Source organism: Paenibacillus sp. FSL R5-0486 (assembly GCF_037975155.1).
Classification (GTDB): domain Bacteria; phylum Bacillota; class Bacilli; order Paenibacillales; family Paenibacillaceae; genus Paenibacillus; species Paenibacillus amylolyticus.
This window is the reverse complement of sequence record NZ_CP150237.1, coordinates 4,183,777-4,202,339: the sequence shown is the minus strand read 5'-3', so window position 1 is coordinate 4,202,339 and position 18,563 is coordinate 4,183,777. Positions and strand designations below refer to the sequence as shown.

At 45.7% G+C, this 18,563-nt stretch carries 19 protein-coding genes and 1 other annotated feature; of the genes, 15 read left to right on the top strand and 4 right to left on the bottom strand.

The features are described from left to right. The first annotated feature begins 81 nt into the window (after positions 1 to 81). The 8 genes from MKY01_RS18700 (at position 82) to tyrS (ending at position 7,974) form a co-directional block, all read left to right on the top strand. A complete protein-coding gene (locus MKY01_RS18700; RefSeq protein ID WP_253501048.1) occupies positions 82 to 663 on the top strand; it encodes a TetR/AcrR family transcriptional regulator in 582 nt (193 codons plus the stop codon). Between the two features lie 54 nt (positions 664 to 717). Beyond that, positions 718 to 1,017 carry a Dabb family protein gene (locus tag MKY01_RS18695; protein ID WP_339283055.1) on the top strand — a complete coding sequence of 100 codons (300 nt, stop codon included), beginning with the start codon at positions 718 to 720 and terminating at the stop codon, positions 1,015 to 1,017. A gap of 46 nt (positions 1,018 to 1,063) precedes the next feature. After that, positions 1,064 to 1,843 carry an NRDE family protein gene (locus MKY01_RS18690; RefSeq protein ID WP_253501046.1) on the top strand — a complete coding sequence of 260 codons (780 nt, stop codon included), beginning with the start codon at positions 1,064 to 1,066 and terminating at the stop codon, positions 1,841 to 1,843. Positions 1,844 to 2,156: 313 nt separating this feature from the next. Further along, positions 2,157 to 3,473, top strand: coding sequence for a nucleobase:cation symporter-2 family protein (locus MKY01_RS18685; RefSeq protein ID WP_339283051.1), 1,317 nt, complete (start codon positions 2,157 to 2,159; stop codon positions 3,471 to 3,473). Positions 3,474 to 3,787: 314 nt separating this feature from the next. Next, complete coding sequence (locus tag MKY01_RS18680) at positions 3,788 to 5,257, top strand: YdiU family protein (protein ID WP_339283049.1); 1,470 nt, start codon at positions 3,788 to 3,790, stop codon at positions 5,255 to 5,257. A gap of 96 nt (positions 5,258 to 5,353) precedes the next feature. After that, positions 5,354 to 5,797 (top strand): Imm63 family immunity protein, encoded by a 444-nt coding sequence (locus MKY01_RS18675; RefSeq protein ID WP_339283047.1) that lies wholly within the window; start codon positions 5,354 to 5,356, stop codon positions 5,795 to 5,797. A 19-nt stretch (positions 5,798 to 5,816) separates the two neighbouring features. Continuing rightward, positions 5,817 to 6,266 carry a DUF4375 domain-containing protein gene (locus MKY01_RS18670; protein ID WP_339283045.1) on the top strand — a complete coding sequence of 150 codons (450 nt, stop codon included), beginning with the start codon at positions 5,817 to 5,819 and terminating at the stop codon, positions 6,264 to 6,266. 98 nt (positions 6,267 to 6,364) lie between these two features. After that, positions 6,365 to 6,592 (top strand) — a binding site (T-box leader). 119 nt (positions 6,593 to 6,711) lie between these two features. Beyond that, positions 6,712 to 7,974, top strand: coding sequence for a tyrosine--tRNA ligase (gene tyrS, locus MKY01_RS18665; protein ID WP_047844391.1), 1,263 nt, complete (start codon positions 6,712 to 6,714; stop codon positions 7,972 to 7,974). 155 nt (positions 7,975 to 8,129) lie between these two features. Here the strand turns inward: tyrS and MKY01_RS18660 are convergent, their stop codons facing one another. From MKY01_RS18660 to MKY01_RS18645, 4 genes are all read right to left on the bottom strand, one after another. Continuing rightward, a complete protein-coding gene (locus MKY01_RS18660) occupies positions 8,130 to 8,408 on the bottom strand; it encodes a YxcD family protein (protein ID WP_017687903.1) in 279 nt (92 codons plus the stop codon). A gap of 5 nt (positions 8,409 to 8,413) precedes the next feature. After that, on the bottom strand, positions 8,414 to 8,911 hold the full coding sequence (locus MKY01_RS18655) for a hypothetical protein (RefSeq protein ID WP_036613538.1): 498 nt from the start codon (positions 8,909 to 8,911) through the stop codon (positions 8,414 to 8,416). Positions 8,912 to 9,009: 98 nt separating this feature from the next. Further along, entirely contained in the window at positions 9,010 to 9,576 is a 567-nt protein-coding gene (locus tag MKY01_RS18650) for a PadR family transcriptional regulator (protein ID WP_036613540.1), read from the bottom strand. A 173-nt stretch (positions 9,577 to 9,749) separates the two neighbouring features. Continuing rightward, positions 9,750 to 10,325, bottom strand: a complete 576-nt coding sequence (locus MKY01_RS18645; protein WP_091011943.1) for a carbonic anhydrase — start codon at positions 10,323 to 10,325, stop codon at positions 9,750 to 9,752. Between the two features lie 349 nt (positions 10,326 to 10,674). Here MKY01_RS18645 and MKY01_RS18640 point away from each other — a divergent pair, with 349 nt between their 5' ends. From MKY01_RS18640 to MKY01_RS18610, 7 genes are all read left to right on the top strand, one after another. After that, complete coding sequence (locus MKY01_RS18640) at positions 10,675 to 12,189, top strand: carboxypeptidase M32 (protein WP_339283044.1); 1,515 nt, start codon at positions 10,675 to 10,677, stop codon at positions 12,187 to 12,189. 160 nt (positions 12,190 to 12,349) lie between these two features. After that, the gene (locus MKY01_RS18635) at positions 12,350 to 13,354 is read left to right on the top strand and encodes an ABC transporter substrate-binding protein (protein WP_127547621.1); all 1,005 of its coding nucleotides are present in this window, start codon (positions 12,350 to 12,352) and stop codon (positions 13,352 to 13,354) included. A 29-nt stretch (positions 13,355 to 13,383) separates the two neighbouring features. After that, on the top strand, positions 13,384 to 14,178 hold the full coding sequence (locus MKY01_RS18630) for an ABC transporter ATP-binding protein (protein ID WP_076317596.1): 795 nt from the start codon (positions 13,384 to 13,386) through the stop codon (positions 14,176 to 14,178). A gap of 5 nt (positions 14,179 to 14,183) precedes the next feature. Then, the gene (locus MKY01_RS18625; protein ID WP_036613952.1) at positions 14,184 to 15,008 is read left to right on the top strand and encodes an ABC transporter permease; all 825 of its coding nucleotides are present in this window, start codon (positions 14,184 to 14,186) and stop codon (positions 15,006 to 15,008) included. A gap of 349 nt (positions 15,009 to 15,357) precedes the next feature. Beyond that, positions 15,358 to 16,335 (top strand): aromatic acid exporter family protein, encoded by a 978-nt coding sequence (locus tag MKY01_RS18620; RefSeq protein WP_076317597.1) that lies wholly within the window; start codon positions 15,358 to 15,360, stop codon positions 16,333 to 16,335. A 75-nt stretch (positions 16,336 to 16,410) separates the two neighbouring features. Continuing rightward, positions 16,411 to 16,971: an outer spore coat protein CotE gene (locus tag MKY01_RS18615; protein ID WP_017687912.1), complete on the top strand. Its 561-nt coding sequence runs from the start codon at positions 16,411 to 16,413 to the stop codon at positions 16,969 to 16,971. Between the two features lie 201 nt (positions 16,972 to 17,172). Then, a complete protein-coding gene (locus MKY01_RS18610; protein WP_255319797.1) occupies positions 17,173 to 18,423 on the top strand; it encodes a hypothetical protein in 1,251 nt (416 codons plus the stop codon). Positions 18,424 to 18,563 lie beyond the last annotated feature (140 nt).

Here is an 18,563-nt window from a genome sequence, read left to right as displayed (position 1 = left end):
CTTTCACTTGTTGAACAATTAACACTTATCTATAATGAAGGAGTCTAACCAAATATTTTGTGTACAAAGGAGGATTGGGACATGTCTGGTGTATTGTCTCCAAACTCGAATGATCCGCGTGTAATCCGCACGCGTCAATTAATTCTTGATGCGTTTTTAAACCAATTGAATATTAAAAATTTCAACAGCATTACGATTCAAAACATTACGGAACAAGCCACAATTAACAGGGCTACATTCTACGCCCATTTTCAGGATAAATATGCACTGCTTGAAGCCTTGTTATCGGATGCTTTTATGGAATATGTGACGAAAAGAGTGGACCCGGATGCCCGGTTATCAGCCGAAACCATACAGCAACTTATATTTTCATTATGTGATTATCACGTCTCAAGTAATGGTTGCATCAAAAAATATGAGACAGTTGCACCAATTATTGAAGAAAATATCAAGACACAGTTGGAGCAATTCCTTCTTGAATTAATGAGCAAAGTAGCGGGGGATGTAGATCCCAAAACGCTGAAAATTACGGCAACGATGCTAAGTTGGTCGATCTATGGAATGACGTATCGATGGAATATTGAAGGCGGGCAGGAATCCCCGGCTGAATTAGCCAACAGAGTGGTCCCCTATATGATGGGTGGATTGGAATTGTTGAATTAACTTCATTTAACGAAATTGCATTAATATTCGGATGGATATGGGAGGAATAACAAGATGTTTGAACATTTGGTTGTTTTTAAATTTAACGATAAAACCACACTAGCTAAACAGCAGGAATGGGTGGATCAATTGCTCACGTTACAGGAACAAATCCCGGGGATTGTCGGGCTGACCGCAGGGATCAATGCAACGGAAGAAACGGATCTTATCCAAGGTTACACGATTGGATTGAGAGTGACGTTTGAAGATCAGGAGGCATTGCGCGCCTATGGTCCACATCCTGCTCATCAGGCATTTGTAGCTTCCCTCGATGGTTGGGTGGAAGATGTAATTGTAGTTGACTATGCTATATAAAGGCGCGAAATCAGAGGTTTAACGAATATAGGAGTTGAAGATTCCCATGTGTTTAATTTTATTTGCTTATAACATGCATCCAAAGTATCCGCTTATATTGGGATCAAATAGGGATGAATTCTATCACAGACCTACGGCTCAAGCACACTATTGGGAAGATCATCCTCATATATTGGCTGGCCGGGATTTGTCGAAAATGGGAACCTGGATGGGCGTAACCACAGAGGGGCGTCTGGCTGCTATCACGAATTATCGTGATCCGAATGAAGATGTACATGCCAAGGGCTCAAGAGGAGATCTGGTTGCTGATTTTTTAAAGGGAACGTCCACACCTGAGCAGTATATGCAACATGCGGAGCAAAGTCAAAATGATTATCCTGGCTACAATTTGTTAGTGGGTGATCCTGACGACCTCTATTATTATTCTAATGTGGGTAATGTTGTGATGAAGTTGAAACCGGGAATATACGGGATTAGTAATCACTTGATTAATACAGATTGGCCCAAGGTGAAACGTGGAAAAGAAGGGCTGGAGAAAATCATCCAAGGGGAGGACGAAGCTACCCTGACAGAGCAAATATTAGGTTTGCTGCAAATGGCAGACCCTTCAGTGGATGAGCATCTACCTCATACAGGTGTTCCATTGGAGTGGGAACGTTTACTTTCTCCCATCTTTGTTAGAAGTGAGAAATTCGACTATGGGACCAGAGCTTCATCCGTTGTTCTGATGAACAGAGAAGAAGTGTTTTTTACGGAGAGGGTTCACCAGAACGGAGAGGTAATGGAGCAACGTTTTAACATCAAACCTCTTAACTCGACAAGCTGAGAATAAGAAACAAGTGATGTTCTGACATTATGCATTAACATGAATCAATGAAGTTACCTCTCACGTTCATGTTTCATTGCTTCTGAGTGTAAAGAATTATTTGAATTTTCCACGTTAACTAATATAACACGAAATAAACGGTTTGAGAGTACCTTTTGTATAACACGCCCAATTTTAGTTGGGCTCTTTATCCCTTATCACAATTCTATGTTATGAATCATGGAACTTCCCTGAATAGTTTATATAATGTGAATCAACATAACATGATTTTGGAGCGGTTTGGTTGATTCTAATTTCAGGGGGGCAACGTGGGATGAAAGAAACCAAAAAGATGAGAGTTTTTTCACTGGGAATTCAGCACGTACTCGCGATGTATGCGGGAGCAATTCTGGTGCCTTTGCTTGTGGGCAGAGCACTAAATCTGACTGCAGAGCAGTTGGCGTATCTGGTATCCATTGACCTGTTAACGTGTGGGATTGCAACATGGCTTCAGGCTCGAAAAGGAAAGTACTTGGGTATTGGGTTGCCAGCGGTGCTCGGAAGTTCTTTTGTAGCGGTGACACCGATGATTGCAATTGGATCGCAGTACGGAATTCCCGCCATTTATGGGTCGATCATCGCAGCCGGGCTATTTATCGTTATCTTTGCCGTGTTTTTCAGCAAAATCGTCAAATTGTTTCCGCCAGTTGTGATCGGTACAGTGGTAACCATCATCGGTCTTGTGCTAATCCCAACCGGCATTAAAAACATGGCGGGTGGAGCAAACAGCGAGAATTTCGGAAGTTTGGACAATTTGGCGCTTTCATTTGGTGTATTACTGTTCATTCTAATCCTGAATCGATATGCTCGCGGGTTTGTTAAATCCCTGGCTGTTCTCCTTGGTATTATCGTGGGCACCCTCATCGCAACCATCATGGGAAAAGTGAATTTTGCCTCTGTACAGGAAGCCTCCTGGTTCCATTTACCTCAACCCTTTTACTTTGGATGGCCTACCTTCGAAATCGGCCCCATTATTACAATGATTATTGTAGGTACGGTGGTTATCATCGAATCAACAGGTGTATTTATGGCTTTGAGCAAAATCTGTGATCAACCGATCAACGAAAAAGATCTGGCACGGGGATATCGCGCAGAAGGTCTCGCGTTTGTTCTGGGCGGCATCTTTAATGCTTTTCCATATAATACATTTGCTCAGAATGTCGGTTTGGTTCAGCTCTCCAAAGTAAAAACGACCAATGTTGTTGTTGCAGCTGGAGGTATTTTGGTCTTTCTGGGACTCATTCCGAAGGTAGCTGCTTTTGCAACAATTATTCCAAGTGCTGTCCTCGGTGGAGCGACTGTTGTCTTGTTTGGAATGGTTGTCTCATCCGGGATCAAAATGCTGCAAAACGTCGACTTTGGCAAACAATCCAATCTATTGATCGTGGCTTGCTCCGTTTCACTTGGGCTCGGTGTTACTGCTGTACCCGATCTATTTGCCCAGCTTCCTCAAAGTATTCGGATTATTGTTAGCGATGGTATTATCACGGGAAGCCTGTCAGCGATCCTGCTTAATGTTTTCTTTAACCTCGCTTTGAAAAAAGAGAGCGTGCCAGTACAGCCTGTACAGGCTCAAGAAGCACACACGTAATCCTTGTAATAACAGACGTGTCATCTATAGTAGTAAGTGGAATGGATCCAAGATGGTTTTCTGGGAAGTGGATTGCAAGAGAATGACCCCACTTGGCAAAGAAACCTCTTGGATTTTTTGGTGCTTACGATTCATGAGGAATGCAAAAGACATGCAAATATGCTAAAGTTTCATCAAGAACATTTTAGATGTTCGTTTAAGTCAACAACCTCTTGAATTGAATTTCCATGCGACTACATAAATGAGCATTGGTTCACAAGGCTACAATATAACCAGGGGATATCCCTTGGGTGCAGAAAAGGAGTTGTGATCACATGCAAGAAGAAACGTTGAACAAAGGGTGGAACTTGGAGAATAGTTATGCGCAGTTACCGCAAGCCTTTTTCACAAGTCAGGGCGCAGTGCCTGTTGAATCACCAAAGCTAATCATTTTCAATAGATTGCTTGCATCCAGCTTGGGACTGGATGTGGAGTCTCTTGACAGTGATGAGGGAGCGCAAATTTTTGCAGGTAATATGATTCCGGAAGAGGCCGAGCCTTTAGCTCAAGCCTATGCAGGACATCAATTCGGCAATTTTAACATGCTTGGAGATGGACGGGCTCTTCTGCTGGGTGAACAGATTACGCCACAGGGCGAGCGAGTGGATATTCAGCTGAAAGGTTCAGGGAGAACACCGTACTCTCGTGGAGGAGATGGACGTGCTGCTGTAGGGCCCATGTTGCGAGAATATATTATTAGCGAAGCGATGTATGCACTGGGTATCCCAACGACACGCAGTCTGGCTGTGGTGTCTACAGGAGAAAATATTATTCGCGAAACAGAGCGGCCAGGTGCTATTTTAACCCGGGTGGCTTCCAGTCATATCCGGGTAGCAACCTTCCAGTATGCAGCCAGATGGGGGTCTATCGACGATCTCCGGGCATTGGCTGAGTATACGTTGCATCGACATTTTCCTGATGTTGCTCAAGCTGAGAATCGCTATCTTCTGCTCCTTCAGGAAGTGATTAAACGGCAGGCGGCACTCGTTGCCCAGTGGCAGCGTGTTGGTTTCATTCATGGCGTGATGAACACGGATAACATGGCGATCAGTGGTGAGACCATCGATTATGGTCCGTGCGCCTTTATGGATGCATACAATCCATCAACCGTATTCAGCTCCATTGACAGGCAAGGTCGCTATGCTTATGGTAATCAACCGTATATTGCCGGGTGGAATTTGGCTCGTTTTGCCGAGACGCTTCTGCCGTTGTTGCATGAAGATGAAGAACAGGCCGTGCAGCTCGCTCAGGATGCTATTGCACAATTTTCTGAATTGTACCATCATCATTGGCTCAAGGGAATGCGTGCCAAACTGGGCTTGTTGGATGAAGAGGCCGAAGATGAAGCGCTGATCAAGGAGCTTCTTGAACTTATGGAGAAGCATAGTGCAGATTACACCAATATGTTCCTGGCTTTGACCTTTGATACATTGGAAGGGACAGCTTTGTTTGGCACGACAGAATTTGCTGAATGGCATGAGCGGTGGCAAGCAAGATTGGACAGACAGCAAGAGGAGAAGGAAGTCTCTCGACAGTTGATGAGAACAAACAATCCAGCCGTCATTCCCCGAAATCATCTGGTCGAGGAAGCCCTTGAGCGTGCGGAGAATCACGGAGACCTTAGCGTGATGGAGAAGCTTTTGGCAGTTCTTTCAGATCCGTTTGCACACTCACCTGAACAGGCTGAATATGCCGAACTACCTGCACAATGTAATACTTCGTATCAGACTTTTTGTGGGACCTGATTGAACAGTAGGAATAAATATGAAGAGGCTGCCTTGGGCAGCTTTTTCATTTTTCATTCTGTCATCGACGTTACTTTTATAGAGGCAGGTGCATTCATGTCCAACATGTTAAGCAAACAACAATTGGCAGACATCCTTTTACAGCTTTTAGAGCGTACATCTTTTCCCAGGGAACAGATGCAGAACTATGTTAACCGCTTGTTTGAGAACTTTAAATGGGATGGGGTGCCCTATGTAGAGAGTAGAAAAGATACGTATATTGTTCGAATATACGAACGTGGTCTCGTCTCATTGGAGAAACGGGTGAAACAGCCGGATGAAGTCATCTATTGGTTGCTGGAAGATATTATTTTCACCGCGACGCATGTAGGGTTGTTGGAAAGACATGGCGTGGATAATAAAGAAACGCATTTGAACTACACAAATGAAGTGATGAAGGAACTGAACAGGGGTGTTCAGGAAGCTTTCCAGCAGATCGGTGATCCGTATTTACATTGGCATCAGACGAGTAAACGTCAGGAGTTAGAGGGCATGACATAAAAAAAGTGAGGTCTGTTACATGAGCGAGCATGATATTAATGATGTATGGTATGACTATGCTGTGTTATTTGTCGAAAAAAAGAATGAATCTGAACAGGGCTGGGCATCGTTGACTTCGAACGAGCAGGACATTGCTGCTTTATGGCTATTAGAGGCGGATGTCTTTAATGGCGGTTTTATACAGTTTTTCTGCAACTGGGGGGAAGAGGTATACCGTTACGCGTTGCGGGCATTACATATCATTGGTGCGACTCAAGTCGTGGAGATTATAACGTCAGCATACGGCTGCATTGAGCACTTGAAAGAGAATGAAAGGCTTACCGAACTGTGGGATATTCCTAAATTCCTGACAAAGGAACAAGAGCAGCAGTTAGATGCGCTGGATCAGCAGTTTTGGAACAATGAGGATCAGATCGCGGAGAAAGCTTATGGTTATTATCACGGAAAATTGAACATGATGATCATATAATCTGGTTTCAACTATGCATCCGTTGTTCTGTTCAATGATTAATACTTGGTCTTGCAATGACTGAAACGTTCGGCTATACTTGCTATAAATTGAATACATGAATCACGTTGATAGAGCGCAGTAGCGGCTTTGTCCCTGTTACAGAAAGTCAGGGGTTGATGGAACCTGATACATACAAGGGCTGCGAATTACACTCTGGAGTACTTGGGTAATGCCAAGCGGATGGGCAAACGATATATTGCCAAAAGTGGTATGGATAACGTGTTAAGGTCACGTGTTGTCCATGCAATTTGGGTGGTACCACGGTTATGATAATCGTCCCTGTGTCTAATGAAGACAAGGAGGCGATTTTTTTGTGTCCAAAAAATCCGTTCCAGCGTGTAGTTTCGTAATTTAACGTTGATCATGACTGAATCTTGAGGATAGAAAAGGGGTTATACACATGATGAATATTATTGATGAACTACAGTGGCGTGACGCCATTAACCAGCAGACAGATGCAGAGGGACTGCGTGAGTTGACTGAAACCAAATCAATCTCATTGTACTGCGGCGTTGACCCTACGGGGGACAGCATGCATATCGGACATCTCATTCCATTCATGATGCTGAAACGTTTTCAACTGGCAGGACACCGTCCGGTTATTTTGATAGGTGGAGCTACAGGAACGATTGGTGATCCAAGTGGTCGGCAGGCAGAGCGTTCTTTGCAAACGATGGAGCAAGTGCAGGAGAATGTGGATGCACTGACAGCGCAGATGAAGAAGTTGTTTGTAACAGACGGTGATAATCAGGTTCGCATGGTGAACAACTACGATTGGACACACAAAATCAATGTGATTGAATTCTTGCGTGACTACGGCAAAAACTTTAACCTCAACACCATGCTGGCTAAGGATGTAGTTGCGAGCAGACTGGAGGGCGGAATCTCGTTCACCGAGTTTTCCTACCAGATCCTTCAATCACTCGACTACCTGCACCTGTTCCAGAACGAAGATGTACAGCTTCAAATTGGCGGTTCCGATCAATGGGGGAATATCACGAGTGGTCTTGATCTGATTCGTAAAAAAGAAGGATCTGAAGCGAAGGCGTACGGTCTGACCATTCCGCTCATGCTCAAATCCGACGGTACGAAATTTGGTAAAACAGCTGGCGGTTCAATCTGGCTTGATCCGAACAAAACGACACCATTTGAATTCTACCAGTTCTGGGCGAATACAGAAGACCGTGATGTGATCAAATACTTGAAATACTTTACCTTCCTGAGCAAAGAAGAAATTGAAGCTTTGGCTGAAAAGGTAGAGACAGAGCCGCACAGACGTGAAGCACAGAAAGCACTCGCGGAAGAAATGACAAAATTCGTTCACGGCGAAGAAATGCTCGAACAGGCTAAACGTATTACAGCGGCGCTGTTCAGTGGTGATATCCGTTCCCTGACAGCAGATGAAATCGAGCAGGGTTTCAAGGAAATGCCAACATTCGAAACGGACGGGGAAGCGAAAAATATCGTCGACTGGCTCGTAGATCTAGGGTTGGAGCCATCCAAACGCCAGGCGCGTGAGGATGTCACTAAAGGCGCTATCTCCATGAACGGTGAGAAAATCACAGAGCTTGAATTCACAGTCTCGGCAGAGCATGCCATCGGCGGTAAATTCATCATTATCCGTAAAGGTAAGAAGAACTACAGCCTGGTTAAACTACAATCGTAGTTTCCAAGAATTAGAACGTAACACAGAGACGTATAGAGACTATAATAGACACACAAATAAAGCTACAAATACAGAAAAAAAAGACCGCCTTCCATCTCTGTCAGGCGACAGAGGGGAGGCGGTCTTTCGTATATCAGGCCAGTGAGTGACCTCTCTTATTGATTAACGATCGCTGTGATTTCTTCATCCAGATCAAGTCGTACATTCTCACGGTACGCCCGGATGTTGTATTCACTGTGCAGGTAACGAAGAATCGCTTCAATCATATTGGACTCCACCAGATATTGACTACGGCCTTGAATCCAAACTTCAGCGGAATAACCTGTATCTTCTTCCCAACTCAGTTCTACATTCACATCGGTTGGACGTACACCCTTACGTTCTGCCATGTGAATACAGATTGCATTCACAATTTCATCCATGCTCAGAACCATAGAGATTAGTACCGTCCGTTTCTGTTACGGTCATCATCACGATCATTGCGACGGTCATAACGACCATCCGCTGCAGGTTTGCGACGATTGGAGATGGCTCTGAAGAGTGCCATAGCCAGCATAACAATCAACATAATTGCTGCAACGTTCACGAGCAATCCAAGGATGTTACCCAGAGCGCCCATGCCACCGAATAATCCGCCGAACATCATACCAGCAAGACCACCAAGCATCATGCCTTTCATGAATCCGCCGCCACCGCCGAAGAATCCGCCACGGTTCGTTGTAGCTGCTCCATTGCTGGAATTGTTATTCGTATTCGATTTGCTTACATTGCTGTCGGATTTCTTAGGTGTATTGCTATAACTTTTCGTACCGGATTTGAATCCGCCACCACGTCTTGCATCTGCAGAATCCGGATTCGTTACTCCAACTGTTGCGAACAATAATGTAAAGGCCATAAATACCATCATTAGATGTTTAACTCCGAATTTTTTCTTCATTGTAAAGATCGTAACCCCCCGATTAATTTGTTTGAATCGCCCAAAAATGGGCCTTACTCATGTAATACGGTCAACTTGCAGGAACGTTTCAAATTTTATTAAATTTCTGAAACGCTTGGACTTGGGTCTTGAATTGCAGCTTGGCCATCAAGCAATTGGGTAACCCAATGACACCATTCCAGGCCTGTTTGTGCGTGCATTAACCCTTTTTGTACCAGGATGTAGCTTCCAAAATCTCGGTTGCCTACACGAAGATTATCCTGAGGTATACGTGACTTCAGATCCTCGAAATAACGTATGCGTTCCATAAACCAGCTTTTACGCTCGTTAAGAATGCGTCTCATGCTTCCGTCTTCCGCTATGCCAACACACAAAATACGCAAATTAAATTCATCGCGTGTAACCGGTGCGGTAACAGGAGTAATCATCCATTCCAAGAGCTTTTCAATGCCTTTTTCCGTAACTGCGTACATTTTCTTGTCCGGTTTGTCAGACTGTTGTACCCAGCGGGAGGCCAATAACTCATCGTTTTCCATCTTGGACAGGAGTGGATAGATCTGGCTGTGTTTCGCCTGCCAATGTGGCTGGATTTTCAGCATCAGATCATAGCCCGATGACTCCTCGCGGGTAAGCAGCCCGAGTAATCCGTAGGAAAGTATGTTCATGCACATGTCTCCTTAATATTAGGGCTAGGTCAGAGAGAACAATCGTTTTTACTTTCTTTGACCGCTTTCATAAAAAGTGTACACTGAAACTGTATGGTTTGACAACCTGACAGAGCAACTGCCTTAATTTAGACAAAAAAAGTGCGAACCATAAGGTCCGCACTCCAAACCATTTAGAGAGATGCCTGTTGTCCATACCCCTCAGCGACAAGATCAAGCTCACCTGTGGCAGAATCGATAACCATGCCGTGGACGGGTACATTGGGAGGAAGTAAAGGATGCTTCTTGATCACTTCCACAGTATGTTTTACCCCTTCTTCGACGCTGTCAAACCCGCGCAACCATTTTTGCAAACGGATGCCAGAGTTCTCCAGGGTTGTCATGACTTCTTCCGATACGCCACGCTCAACCATATGTCCAATCATGGTCTCAGCGTGAAGGGAAGCCATACCACATTCCGTATGCCCCACTACCAGGACTTCATCTGCACCCAGTTCATAGATGGCGACAAGTACACTACGCATTACACTCCCGAAAGGCTGAGAGATAATTGCGCCTGCGTTTTTGATGATTTTCACATCACCGTTTTTCAAGTTCATAGCCTTGGGCAGCAATTCCACCAGACGTGTATCCATACAAGTGATGATAACCATCTTTTTGGTTGGAAACTTGCCAGCCGTATACTTTTCGTATTCTTTAGTCTCGACAAATGATTTGTTGTAAGCCAAAATCTCTTGAATGTTGTTCATGTCCATTGCCTCCTGTTATCCAATACGACGAGCACGGCCACTTGCATATGATGCAGCTTGTCCTACACGCCTTTGCTTTAATAGTATTTCACGGTCAGCAGATGGAATTACTCCAACCCTTTAGAGGTTGTTCAAAAAGTCCACTTTTGATTACAAATCATGCCTGAGGGCATCATCAGCATCGAAGTTGAACGCCATTTCTATCTTCGCGGTAATGAAAACCAGACTTTTTGAACACGTATCTTTAGGAGAACAATGCAATTTTCATCTGTTAAAAGTTGATTATACGCAATGCAAAAAGTATCATCAATAGGGTATAACATTTTTTTTGAAGAGGTGAACGATAACAATGGATAAACAAACTCAGGAACATTTGGAATCCTTCCGTAATCTGGCTCGTAAAATTAAGAGCTATCATGAAGCCATTGGTTTGCTTCACTGGGATCTGCGCACAGGTGCGCCGAAAAAAGGCGTTCCGACTCGTTCGGAGACGCTGGGTATGTTGTCCACCGAAGCATTCAAGCTGCAAACCTCGGCTGACATGAAGACTTACCTGGATGCATTAACGACTCCAGCAGTATTAGAACAGCTCGAAGATATAGATCGTCGTCTGGTTGAAGATTGCAAGAAAGAATATGATCGCAGTCAATCCGTACCACCTGAGAAAGTACAAGCTTATACCGTGCTAACAGCCAAGTCGGAAACGGCATGGGAAGATGCCAAGCATAATAGTGATTTTGCAGGATTCTCACCTTATCTCACAGATATCGTTAAGCTCAAACAGGAGTTTATTGATTATTGGGGTGTGAAGGATACACGTTATGATACGCTGCTTGATATGTATGAACCGGATCTGACGGTTGAGAAAGTGGACGCTGTGTTCGCCCGCCTCAAAGCACGTTTGGTGCCTTTGCAAGAGAAGATTAATGCTTCAGAAAACAAGCCAAATACAGAGTTCCTGAATCAGTTGTTTGACACCAAACAGCAGGAAAAATTCAGTCTGTTCATCCTGGAACAAATGGGCTATGACTTTGAAGCTGGACGATTGGACGAGAGTGTTCATCCTTTTGCAACGGGTCTTAACCCGGGTGATGTGCGGATCACAACACATTATCTGCAAGATGATGTAGCAAGCGCAGTCTTCAGTTCACTGCATGAGGGTGGACATGCCCTGTACGAGCAAAATATTGATGACAGTCTGGCGGGTACCCTTCTTGCCGAAGGAACGTCCATGGGGATTCATGAGTCCCAGTCCCGACTTTGGGAAAACATGATTGGTCGCAGCCTGCCATTCTGGACACGTTATTACAAAGATTTGCAGCAGCATTTCCCGCAACTGAGCGAGGTTGAACTGGAAGATTTCTATCGTGCAATCAACCGGGTGGAGAGTTCACTTATTCGGATTGAAGCGGATGAACTGACCTATAACCTGCATATTATTATCCGATATGAGATCGAGAAAATGTTATTCAACGATGGTCTGGAAGTGAAAGACCTGCCAGAGACCTGGAATGCAAAATACAAGGAATACCTAGGTATTATGCCAACGAATGATGGAGACGGTGTTCTTCAGGATGTTCACTGGTCTGGTGGTGACTTTGGTTACTTTGCTTCGTATTCTCTGGGTAATATGTATGCAGCTCAAATTCTACATACATTGCGCAAGGAAATGCCGGAGTTTGATACCCTCATTGCCGAAGGTAATCTGATTCCAATTAAGGAATGGCTTGCAGACAAGATCTACCGGCATGGTAGAAGTCGCACACCTTCCGAATTAATTGTTGCCATAACGGGTGAAGAATTGAACCCGGATTATCTGGCTGATTACCTGGAAGCCAAATATGCCGAGATTTACAAGCTGTAGGTATCCCCGTAAATAACATACTGAATAACATTTCGAAGAGCTGAAGAGTCGGGCAACATTGCCCGGCTCTTTTTTGCATTTAAGTTCTTAACCTTTTGTTGGGCATCGGCATATCCATAATAGAGAGAAACTGCTGAAACCAGTGAAGGAGGGAAACAACATGAAATACACGCCATGGTTCGTCCGGGGCATCGTTATTCTGCTGATTATCATTGTGGCGCTCACCAGCTGTAATAAGGAAGAGAATGAAGCCAAGATTACGATTGGCGAAGTGACTCGTTCGGTATTTTACGCACCGGAGTATGTGGCTGTGGCTCAAGGTTTTTTTGAAGAGCAGGGACTTGAGGTGGATATTCAAACGACTGCTGGTGGTGACAAAACGATGGCGGCATTACTCGCAGGTTCGGTAGATATCGCACTGGTAGGGGCGGAGACGTCCATATATGTCTATCAGCAGGGAGCGGAAGATCCGGTCATTAACTTTGCCCAGCTCACCCAGACGGATGGTACATTTCTGTTCGCTCGTAACACAGAAGGTAGCTTCGATTGGGAGCAACTGAGGGATTCCACATTTCTCGGTCAACGCAAAGGCGGCATGCCGCAAATGGCAGGGGAGTTCGCACTGAACAAACATGGCATTGATCCTCAAAGTGACCTGGAGCTGATTCAAAATGTGGACTTTGCCAACATTGCGTCTGCTTTCGCCTCAGGCACGGGAGATTATGTTCAACTGTTTGAACCCCAGGCATCCATCTTTGAACAAGAAGGTCGGGGTAAGGTTGTTGCATCGTTTGGCACAGAAGGTGGTCTTCTGCCTTACACCGTCTTCATGACGAAACAGAGTTATCTTAACGACAATAAGGATATCGTACAGAAGTTTACGAATGGTCTACACAAAGCGCAGGCATGGGTGGATTCCCATACGGCTGAAGAGATTGCTGAAGTCATTTCTCCTTTTTTCAAAGACATCGATCCAGCCATTTTGGTAAGTAGTGTGAACCGTTATAAGGAACAGGGCAGCTATGCAACGGATCCGATCATTGATGAGGAAGAGTGGAACAATCTGCTTGATGTCATGAGTGCCGCCGGAGAGTTGAAAGAACGTGTGGATTTGAATGCCATTGTGGATAATGCCCATGCGGAAGAAGCTACGAAATCAAAGTAATGGGGTATTCAGGAAAGGAAGTGAGCAGAATGCCTGAATCCGAAAGTGTGATCCGACTGGAGGGGATCTCTCAAGTATATGTCAGCGAGCGGGAAGCTTCCTTGGTGATTGAGGACTTGAGTCTGGAGATCCAAAAAGGAGAGTTCGTTAGTCTGGTTGGACCGAGTGGATGCGGTAAAACGACATTGTTGTCGATCATCGCCGGGCTGCTCACACCCACCCGAGGAGAGGTTAAGGTTAAAGGGAAACTCGTTGGCGGCCCCTCAGCACAGATTGGTTATATGCTTCAACAGGACTATCTGTTTCCATGGCGGACCATTCTGGATAATGCTTTAATCGGTCTTGAACTGACAGGCAGACTGGATGAACGGAGCCGTGAGCGTGTACGAGAACTGCTGGTAAGTATGGGGTTGGCCGGAACGGAGAATCAGTACCCTTCAGAGCTTTCAGGAGGAATGAGACAGCGAGTAGCCCTGGTGCGCACGCTGGCAACCGATCCGGGGATTTTATTGTTGGATGAACCATTCTCAGCACTTGATTATCAAACCAAGCTGCAATTGGAGGATCTGGTCTCGGACACGTTAAAACAGTTTGGCAAAACATCTGTTCTCGTCACCCATGATTTGTCTGAAGCCATTGCGGTCAGTGACCGCGTCATTGTACTGGATCGCAATCCGGGCCGCATCCGTCGTGAATTTATCATTCCCGATGGAATTCGTAAATCTCAGCCGTTTCATGCCAGGGAGCAAGAAGGATTTAATGCGTTGTTTCAGGCATTGTGGAGTGAACTGGATCAGTCCGGGGGAGGTGAGGAAGACGCGTGAATCCAATGAATCCGAAGCAGGAAAAGCGTGACGAATGGATGGGGCAGCTGCATCGGAATCATATTCAGCAGGTGGCCAGATGGCGACATCAAGTGCTTGCCGTACAGTTATCTATGTTAGTATGTATGTTTTTGCTATGGGAAGTGGCAGGCAGACTCCGTTGGATTGATGTACTGTTATTCAGTTATCCGAGTAAGGTTTTTGCCCAGATTGGCAAGGACATCGCTAGTGGCGAGTTGTGGGCACATGTTGGGGTAACCGTAGGAGAAACGGCAGTTGGTTTTTTACTGGGAACACTGGTGGGAACCTTGCTTGCGGTTTTAATTTGGTGGTCTCCTTTTTTGTCCAAGGTGCTGGACCCCTATATGGTTGTGTTTAACAGTATGCCAAAGGTAGCACTTGGCCCGATCTTTATTGTGATGTTCGGCGCGGGTTTTACAGCGATTGTTATGACCACATTGTCCATCACGGTCATTATCACAACACTAGTGGTGTATAACAGCTTCAATGAAGTCGATCCCAATTATATTAAAGTCATTCGTACGTTTGGTGGAGAACGTTCCGAGATTTTTACCAAAGTTGTATTACCTGCTTCTTTTCCGGCGATTGTATCCACTTTGAAAGTGAACGTGGGCATGGCTTGGGTGGGTGTAATTGTGGGTGAGTTTCTGGTCGCCAAACAAGGGCTAGGTTATCTAATTATCTACGGATTTCAGGTATTCAACTTCACACTTGTATTATCGAGTCTGTTAATTATTGCCGCAGTTGCAACAGCCATGTACCAACTTGTTGTCTATGCAGAACGCAAAATGCTGGCTGGCCGCAGGTGATTCGGAAGTGTTTTACTCGTAATGTGACCGGGTATGATATGTATACAATTTCACAAGGGGTGTCACGTTGCCCGATACCGTAAAATCAAGTACCATATTTAGTATGATTATTCCGCGCAGATCCGGAATGAATGCGATGATTGGAGAAGAGGGCCTTGAGGTTCTGTCGCAACGATCTAACTTGCCAGCGTCCCTCATTCGGGGCGTGTTGCTGTGACCGGCATGCATGCGCATGTCGGTTGATGTCGTCTAGTTTACATTTGGATGAGACATACTAGTCATGATAAATGAATGAGGCGACGAGCTGGCTAAGAATTTTTTTTGCAGCTTAGAGGAGATGGAATGTTAAATGGGTTTTAGGGTAATTAAAACTGCAATCGCCGCATTAATGGCTGTATTGATTGCAGACTGGTGTCGCTTGCCGGGACCAACATCAGCGGGATTGCTTGCCATTCTTGGCGTGGATGTAACGAGAAAACGAAGTATTCGCACCATATCGGCGCGGTTCTTTGCTTCCGTAGTTGGACTTTTATTTGCAAGTGTACTTTTTCACTTTCTAGGCTTCCATTATTGGGTGCTGGCGGTATACATATTGATCGCATTCCCGGCTATTGTCCGGGTAGGCTTCAAAGAAGGTATTGTTACAGGTTCTGTTGTGGTGTTTCGGGTGTTTGGCGGCGGGGAGATGGACGTGCATGTCATCCTCGTACAGATTGCTTTGCTGTTAATTGGTCTTGGTTCCGCAATGGCGGTTAACCTGGCCTATATGCCGGCAGCAGATCCACAGATGTTGCGCATTCGCAAACGAATCGATGAACTCTTCTCGAAGATTTTCAAGGAATTTGCGGCCACGCTACGTAATCCCAATGAAGCATGGGCGGGGAGAGAGCTGATTGAAGCAGATAAAGCGATTCTGGGCGGTATTGATGCTGCCAAACGTTCTCTGGAGAATCAGGTGATTCATCCGAATGAGGAATGGAGCGTCTACTTCTATATGCGCAAAACGCAGTTGGACTCAATCCAGCACATGATGCATCTCGTGTCCCAGATCTATCAGAAGATGCCACATGCGGAAATGGTCTCGGAGCTGTTCGATCAGCTTAGTCAGGATGTACTTACTGAATCTTACACCGGACGAACTGAAAAACTTCTTGCGGATGTGCAAGAAGAATTCAAACGTATGGAGCTGCCGGATACAAGGGAAGAATTCGAGATTCGTTCTGCAATTCTCCAGCTGTGCCGTGAACTCGCGCTGTATCTGAAAGTCGCGAAGAAGGACAAAGCGCCGTCCCCAATCTCGGACCGGTCCCAATCTACAAACGAATAATAGAAAATAGTTGTCACCCTAGACGAATGCCCTGCATACACTTGTAGTGAATGATTGTATGGAGGAGGTTTAAAGATGTCATTGAGTCATAAACATCAATGTAGAGAGATTATCACGAAGGCGATCTGCGGCAAAGGTCGTAAGTTCTCTACCGTAACACATACCGTGACTCCGCCAAATGGTCCGACAAGTATTTTGGGGGCTTGGATTATCAACCACCAATATGAAGCCGTATCAGCGGGTGACGGAATTGAAGTTATTGGTACTTACGATATCAACATTTGGTATTCCTACGACAAGAATTCTCAGACGGATGTAGCCAAAGAAACGGTCTCGTATGTAGAACATGTGCCTTTGTCTTATCTGGACCCGAAACACCGGACTTCCACAGTGGAGGTATCTGCGGATGCAACGCAGGAACCTAGCTGTGTGGAAGCCACAGTATCAGCAGGTGGAAGCAGTGTAATTATCCGGGTAGAACGGGAATTCGCTGTGGAACTCGTTGCCGAAACCAAAGTTTGTGTGAAGGTCTGCACAGATGGTTGCGGTGACTACGAAGACAAGGACTATGACTTTGGCAGTGCCGATGGAGATTATGACGATCTCGATCCCGATCTGCTCGACGATGAGCTGTGAGTTTGACGCCTGTATTTGATAACCTAAGGTATCATATGCGCCAGAAGGCGCGGTGAAGAGGGCGTAAGCCCTCTTTCTTCTTAAATATTAAAAAATGGGTGGTAACGAGCCTCGCAATGTGCCTGGAATACCTTTCACGGGAAGGCTCCGCATTGCGGGGTTATTTTTATTTTAGTTGCATGATCCGGGAGGGGGGACGTAATGAATGTGATGGAACAAGCGGAGGAAGCGCTGCGCCGATATGAAAGGATGACTTCTGGAGAACGTGCAGAACGGTTGAAACAGGCAGGCATTGAAGTATTGTCACTGCACGATCGGCGCAAACGTGAACCAGGCTTGCGTGTACGCTATGACGTAGAGATAAGCTGTCTGCAGGCGATTCGGATCAAACGTAAGGATACTAGTGGCATGGGAAGGGCACAGGAAACTCTGTTGGAGCGTGAAGCGAGTTCAACCTTATTCAAGCGCATAGAACGACTTGCGATCAAAACGCTGTATACGCTAGGACTGGATCATGGAGCTGTTCGAATGGAATCCTCAGGGAACGGCGGTTGTGCAGTGATTTCGATTGATCCATGTCCCTGGAAAGGGGTGACCAACCTTGCTACTACCTATAGGGAAAGCTGGAAGCAGCATCAGGAACTGCTGGATGAGGAAGTAAGTCACAGACCTATTCCAATACTCGGCATGGACCCGGAGTTTCTTCTGGTGCAGATGCCGGAATCCAAAATCGTACCCGCCTCCAGATTTCTTGAACGTACAGGAATGGCAGGCTGTGATTCCGTCACGATTGGTGGACGGCGCATATATCCGGTTGCCGAACTGCGACCGGCTCCCAGCTCCGAACCACGAGAACTGCTGGCTCATCTGATGAGGGCATTCGCAGCCGCTTCCCGCAGCATTAGTGATCACTCACTCATCTGGCAGGCAGGCGGGATGCCACAGCGTGGGTTACCTCTAGGCGGTCATATTCATTTTAGCGGGATGAATCTTACCGGGGAACTGCTTCGTGCACTGGACAATTATCTGGCATTGCCACTGGCATTTCTGCAAGACCCACGAGGATCGGGAAGACGACCCCGTTATGGAGCACTTGGTGATTTTCGCCTGAAATCCTATGGTGGGTTTGAGTATCGTACGTTACCCAGCTTTCTTGTATCGCCCCTTGTTGCGAAAGGTGTTGTGGCCTTGGCAGGTCTGATCGCGAGCGGGTATACTCAATTACGGCAGCGTCCGTTAGCGAAAGCTGAGGTCCATGCCGCTTTTTATGAAGGAAAGCGCGAAGTGATTAAGGAACACATTCCAACTCTGGTAGATGATCTGAAGAGGTTGGATGGATATGCACGTTATGAACGGTATGCATCTCCGTTAATCCTTCAATTAAAACTGGGAAGAACTTGGGATGAGAGCCGCGATATTCGCAAACTCTGGAATATTCGGGCAGGTTCATGAAGTACGGACGTTTTTTTGATATAATAAGAAACAAGTCTTTTATGAGTAATAAGCTACTACGGAAGATATGGAGCAGCAACCCTTGAAGGAAGTGGCGATTAGCCAACACATAAGGCGGAGGCGCAAACACAGTGCCTGAC

Bases quoted from the DNA above. Each gene is read 5' to 3' on its own strand.
- MKY01_RS18675 (WP_339283047.1), top strand. From the start codon at position 5,354: ATGTCCAACATGTTAAGCAAACAACAATTGGCAGACATCCTTTTACAG.
- MKY01_RS18680 (WP_339283049.1), top strand. From the start codon at position 3,788: ATGCAAGAAGAAACGTTGAACAAAGGGTGGAACTTGGAGAATAGTTAT.
- MKY01_RS18610 (WP_255319797.1), top strand. From the start codon at position 17,173: ATGAATGTGATGGAACAAGCGGAGGAAGCGCTGCGCCGATATGAAAGG.
- MKY01_RS18630 (WP_076317596.1), top strand. From the start codon at position 13,384: ATGCCTGAATCCGAAAGTGTGATCCGACTGGAGGGGATCTCTCAAGTA.
- MKY01_RS18640 (WP_339283044.1), top strand. From the start codon at position 10,675: ATGGATAAACAAACTCAGGAACATTTGGAATCCTTCCGTAATCTGGCT.
- MKY01_RS18620 (WP_076317597.1), top strand. From the start codon at position 15,358: ATGGGTTTTAGGGTAATTAAAACTGCAATCGCCGCATTAATGGCTGTA.
- MKY01_RS18685 (WP_339283051.1), top strand. From the start codon at position 2,157: ATGAAAGAAACCAAAAAGATGAGAGTTTTTTCACTGGGAATTCAGCAC.
- MKY01_RS18695 (WP_339283055.1), top strand. From the start codon at position 718: ATGTTTGAACATTTGGTTGTTTTTAAATTTAACGATAAAACCACACTA.
- MKY01_RS18650 (WP_036613540.1), bottom strand. From the start codon at position 9,576: ATGAACATACTTTCCTACGGATTACTCGGGCTGCTTACCCGCGAGGAG.
- MKY01_RS18655 (WP_036613538.1), bottom strand. From the start codon at position 8,911: ATGAAGAAAAAATTCGGAGTTAAACATCTAATGATGGTATTTATGGCC.
- MKY01_RS18690 (WP_253501046.1), top strand. From the start codon at position 1,064: ATGTGTTTAATTTTATTTGCTTATAACATGCATCCAAAGTATCCGCTT.
- MKY01_RS18670 (WP_339283045.1), top strand. From the start codon at position 5,817: ATGAGCGAGCATGATATTAATGATGTATGGTATGACTATGCTGTGTTA.
- MKY01_RS18645 (WP_091011943.1), bottom strand. From the start codon at position 10,325: ATGAACAACATTCAAGAGATTTTGGCTTACAACAAATCATTTGTCGAG.
- MKY01_RS18635 (WP_127547621.1), top strand. From the start codon at position 12,350: ATGAAATACACGCCATGGTTCGTCCGGGGCATCGTTATTCTGCTGATT.
- MKY01_RS18660 (WP_017687903.1), bottom strand. From the start codon at position 8,408: ATGGTTCTGAGCATGGATGAAATTGTGAATGCAATCTGTATTCACATG.
- tyrS (WP_047844391.1), top strand. From the start codon at position 6,712: ATGAATATTATTGATGAACTACAGTGGCGTGACGCCATTAACCAGCAG.
- MKY01_RS18625 (WP_036613952.1), top strand. From the start codon at position 14,184: ATGAATCCGAAGCAGGAAAAGCGTGACGAATGGATGGGGCAGCTGCAT.
- MKY01_RS18615 (WP_017687912.1), top strand. From the start codon at position 16,411: ATGTCATTGAGTCATAAACATCAATGTAGAGAGATTATCACGAAGGCG.
- MKY01_RS18700 (WP_253501048.1), top strand. From the start codon at position 82: ATGTCTGGTGTATTGTCTCCAAACTCGAATGATCCGCGTGTAATCCGC.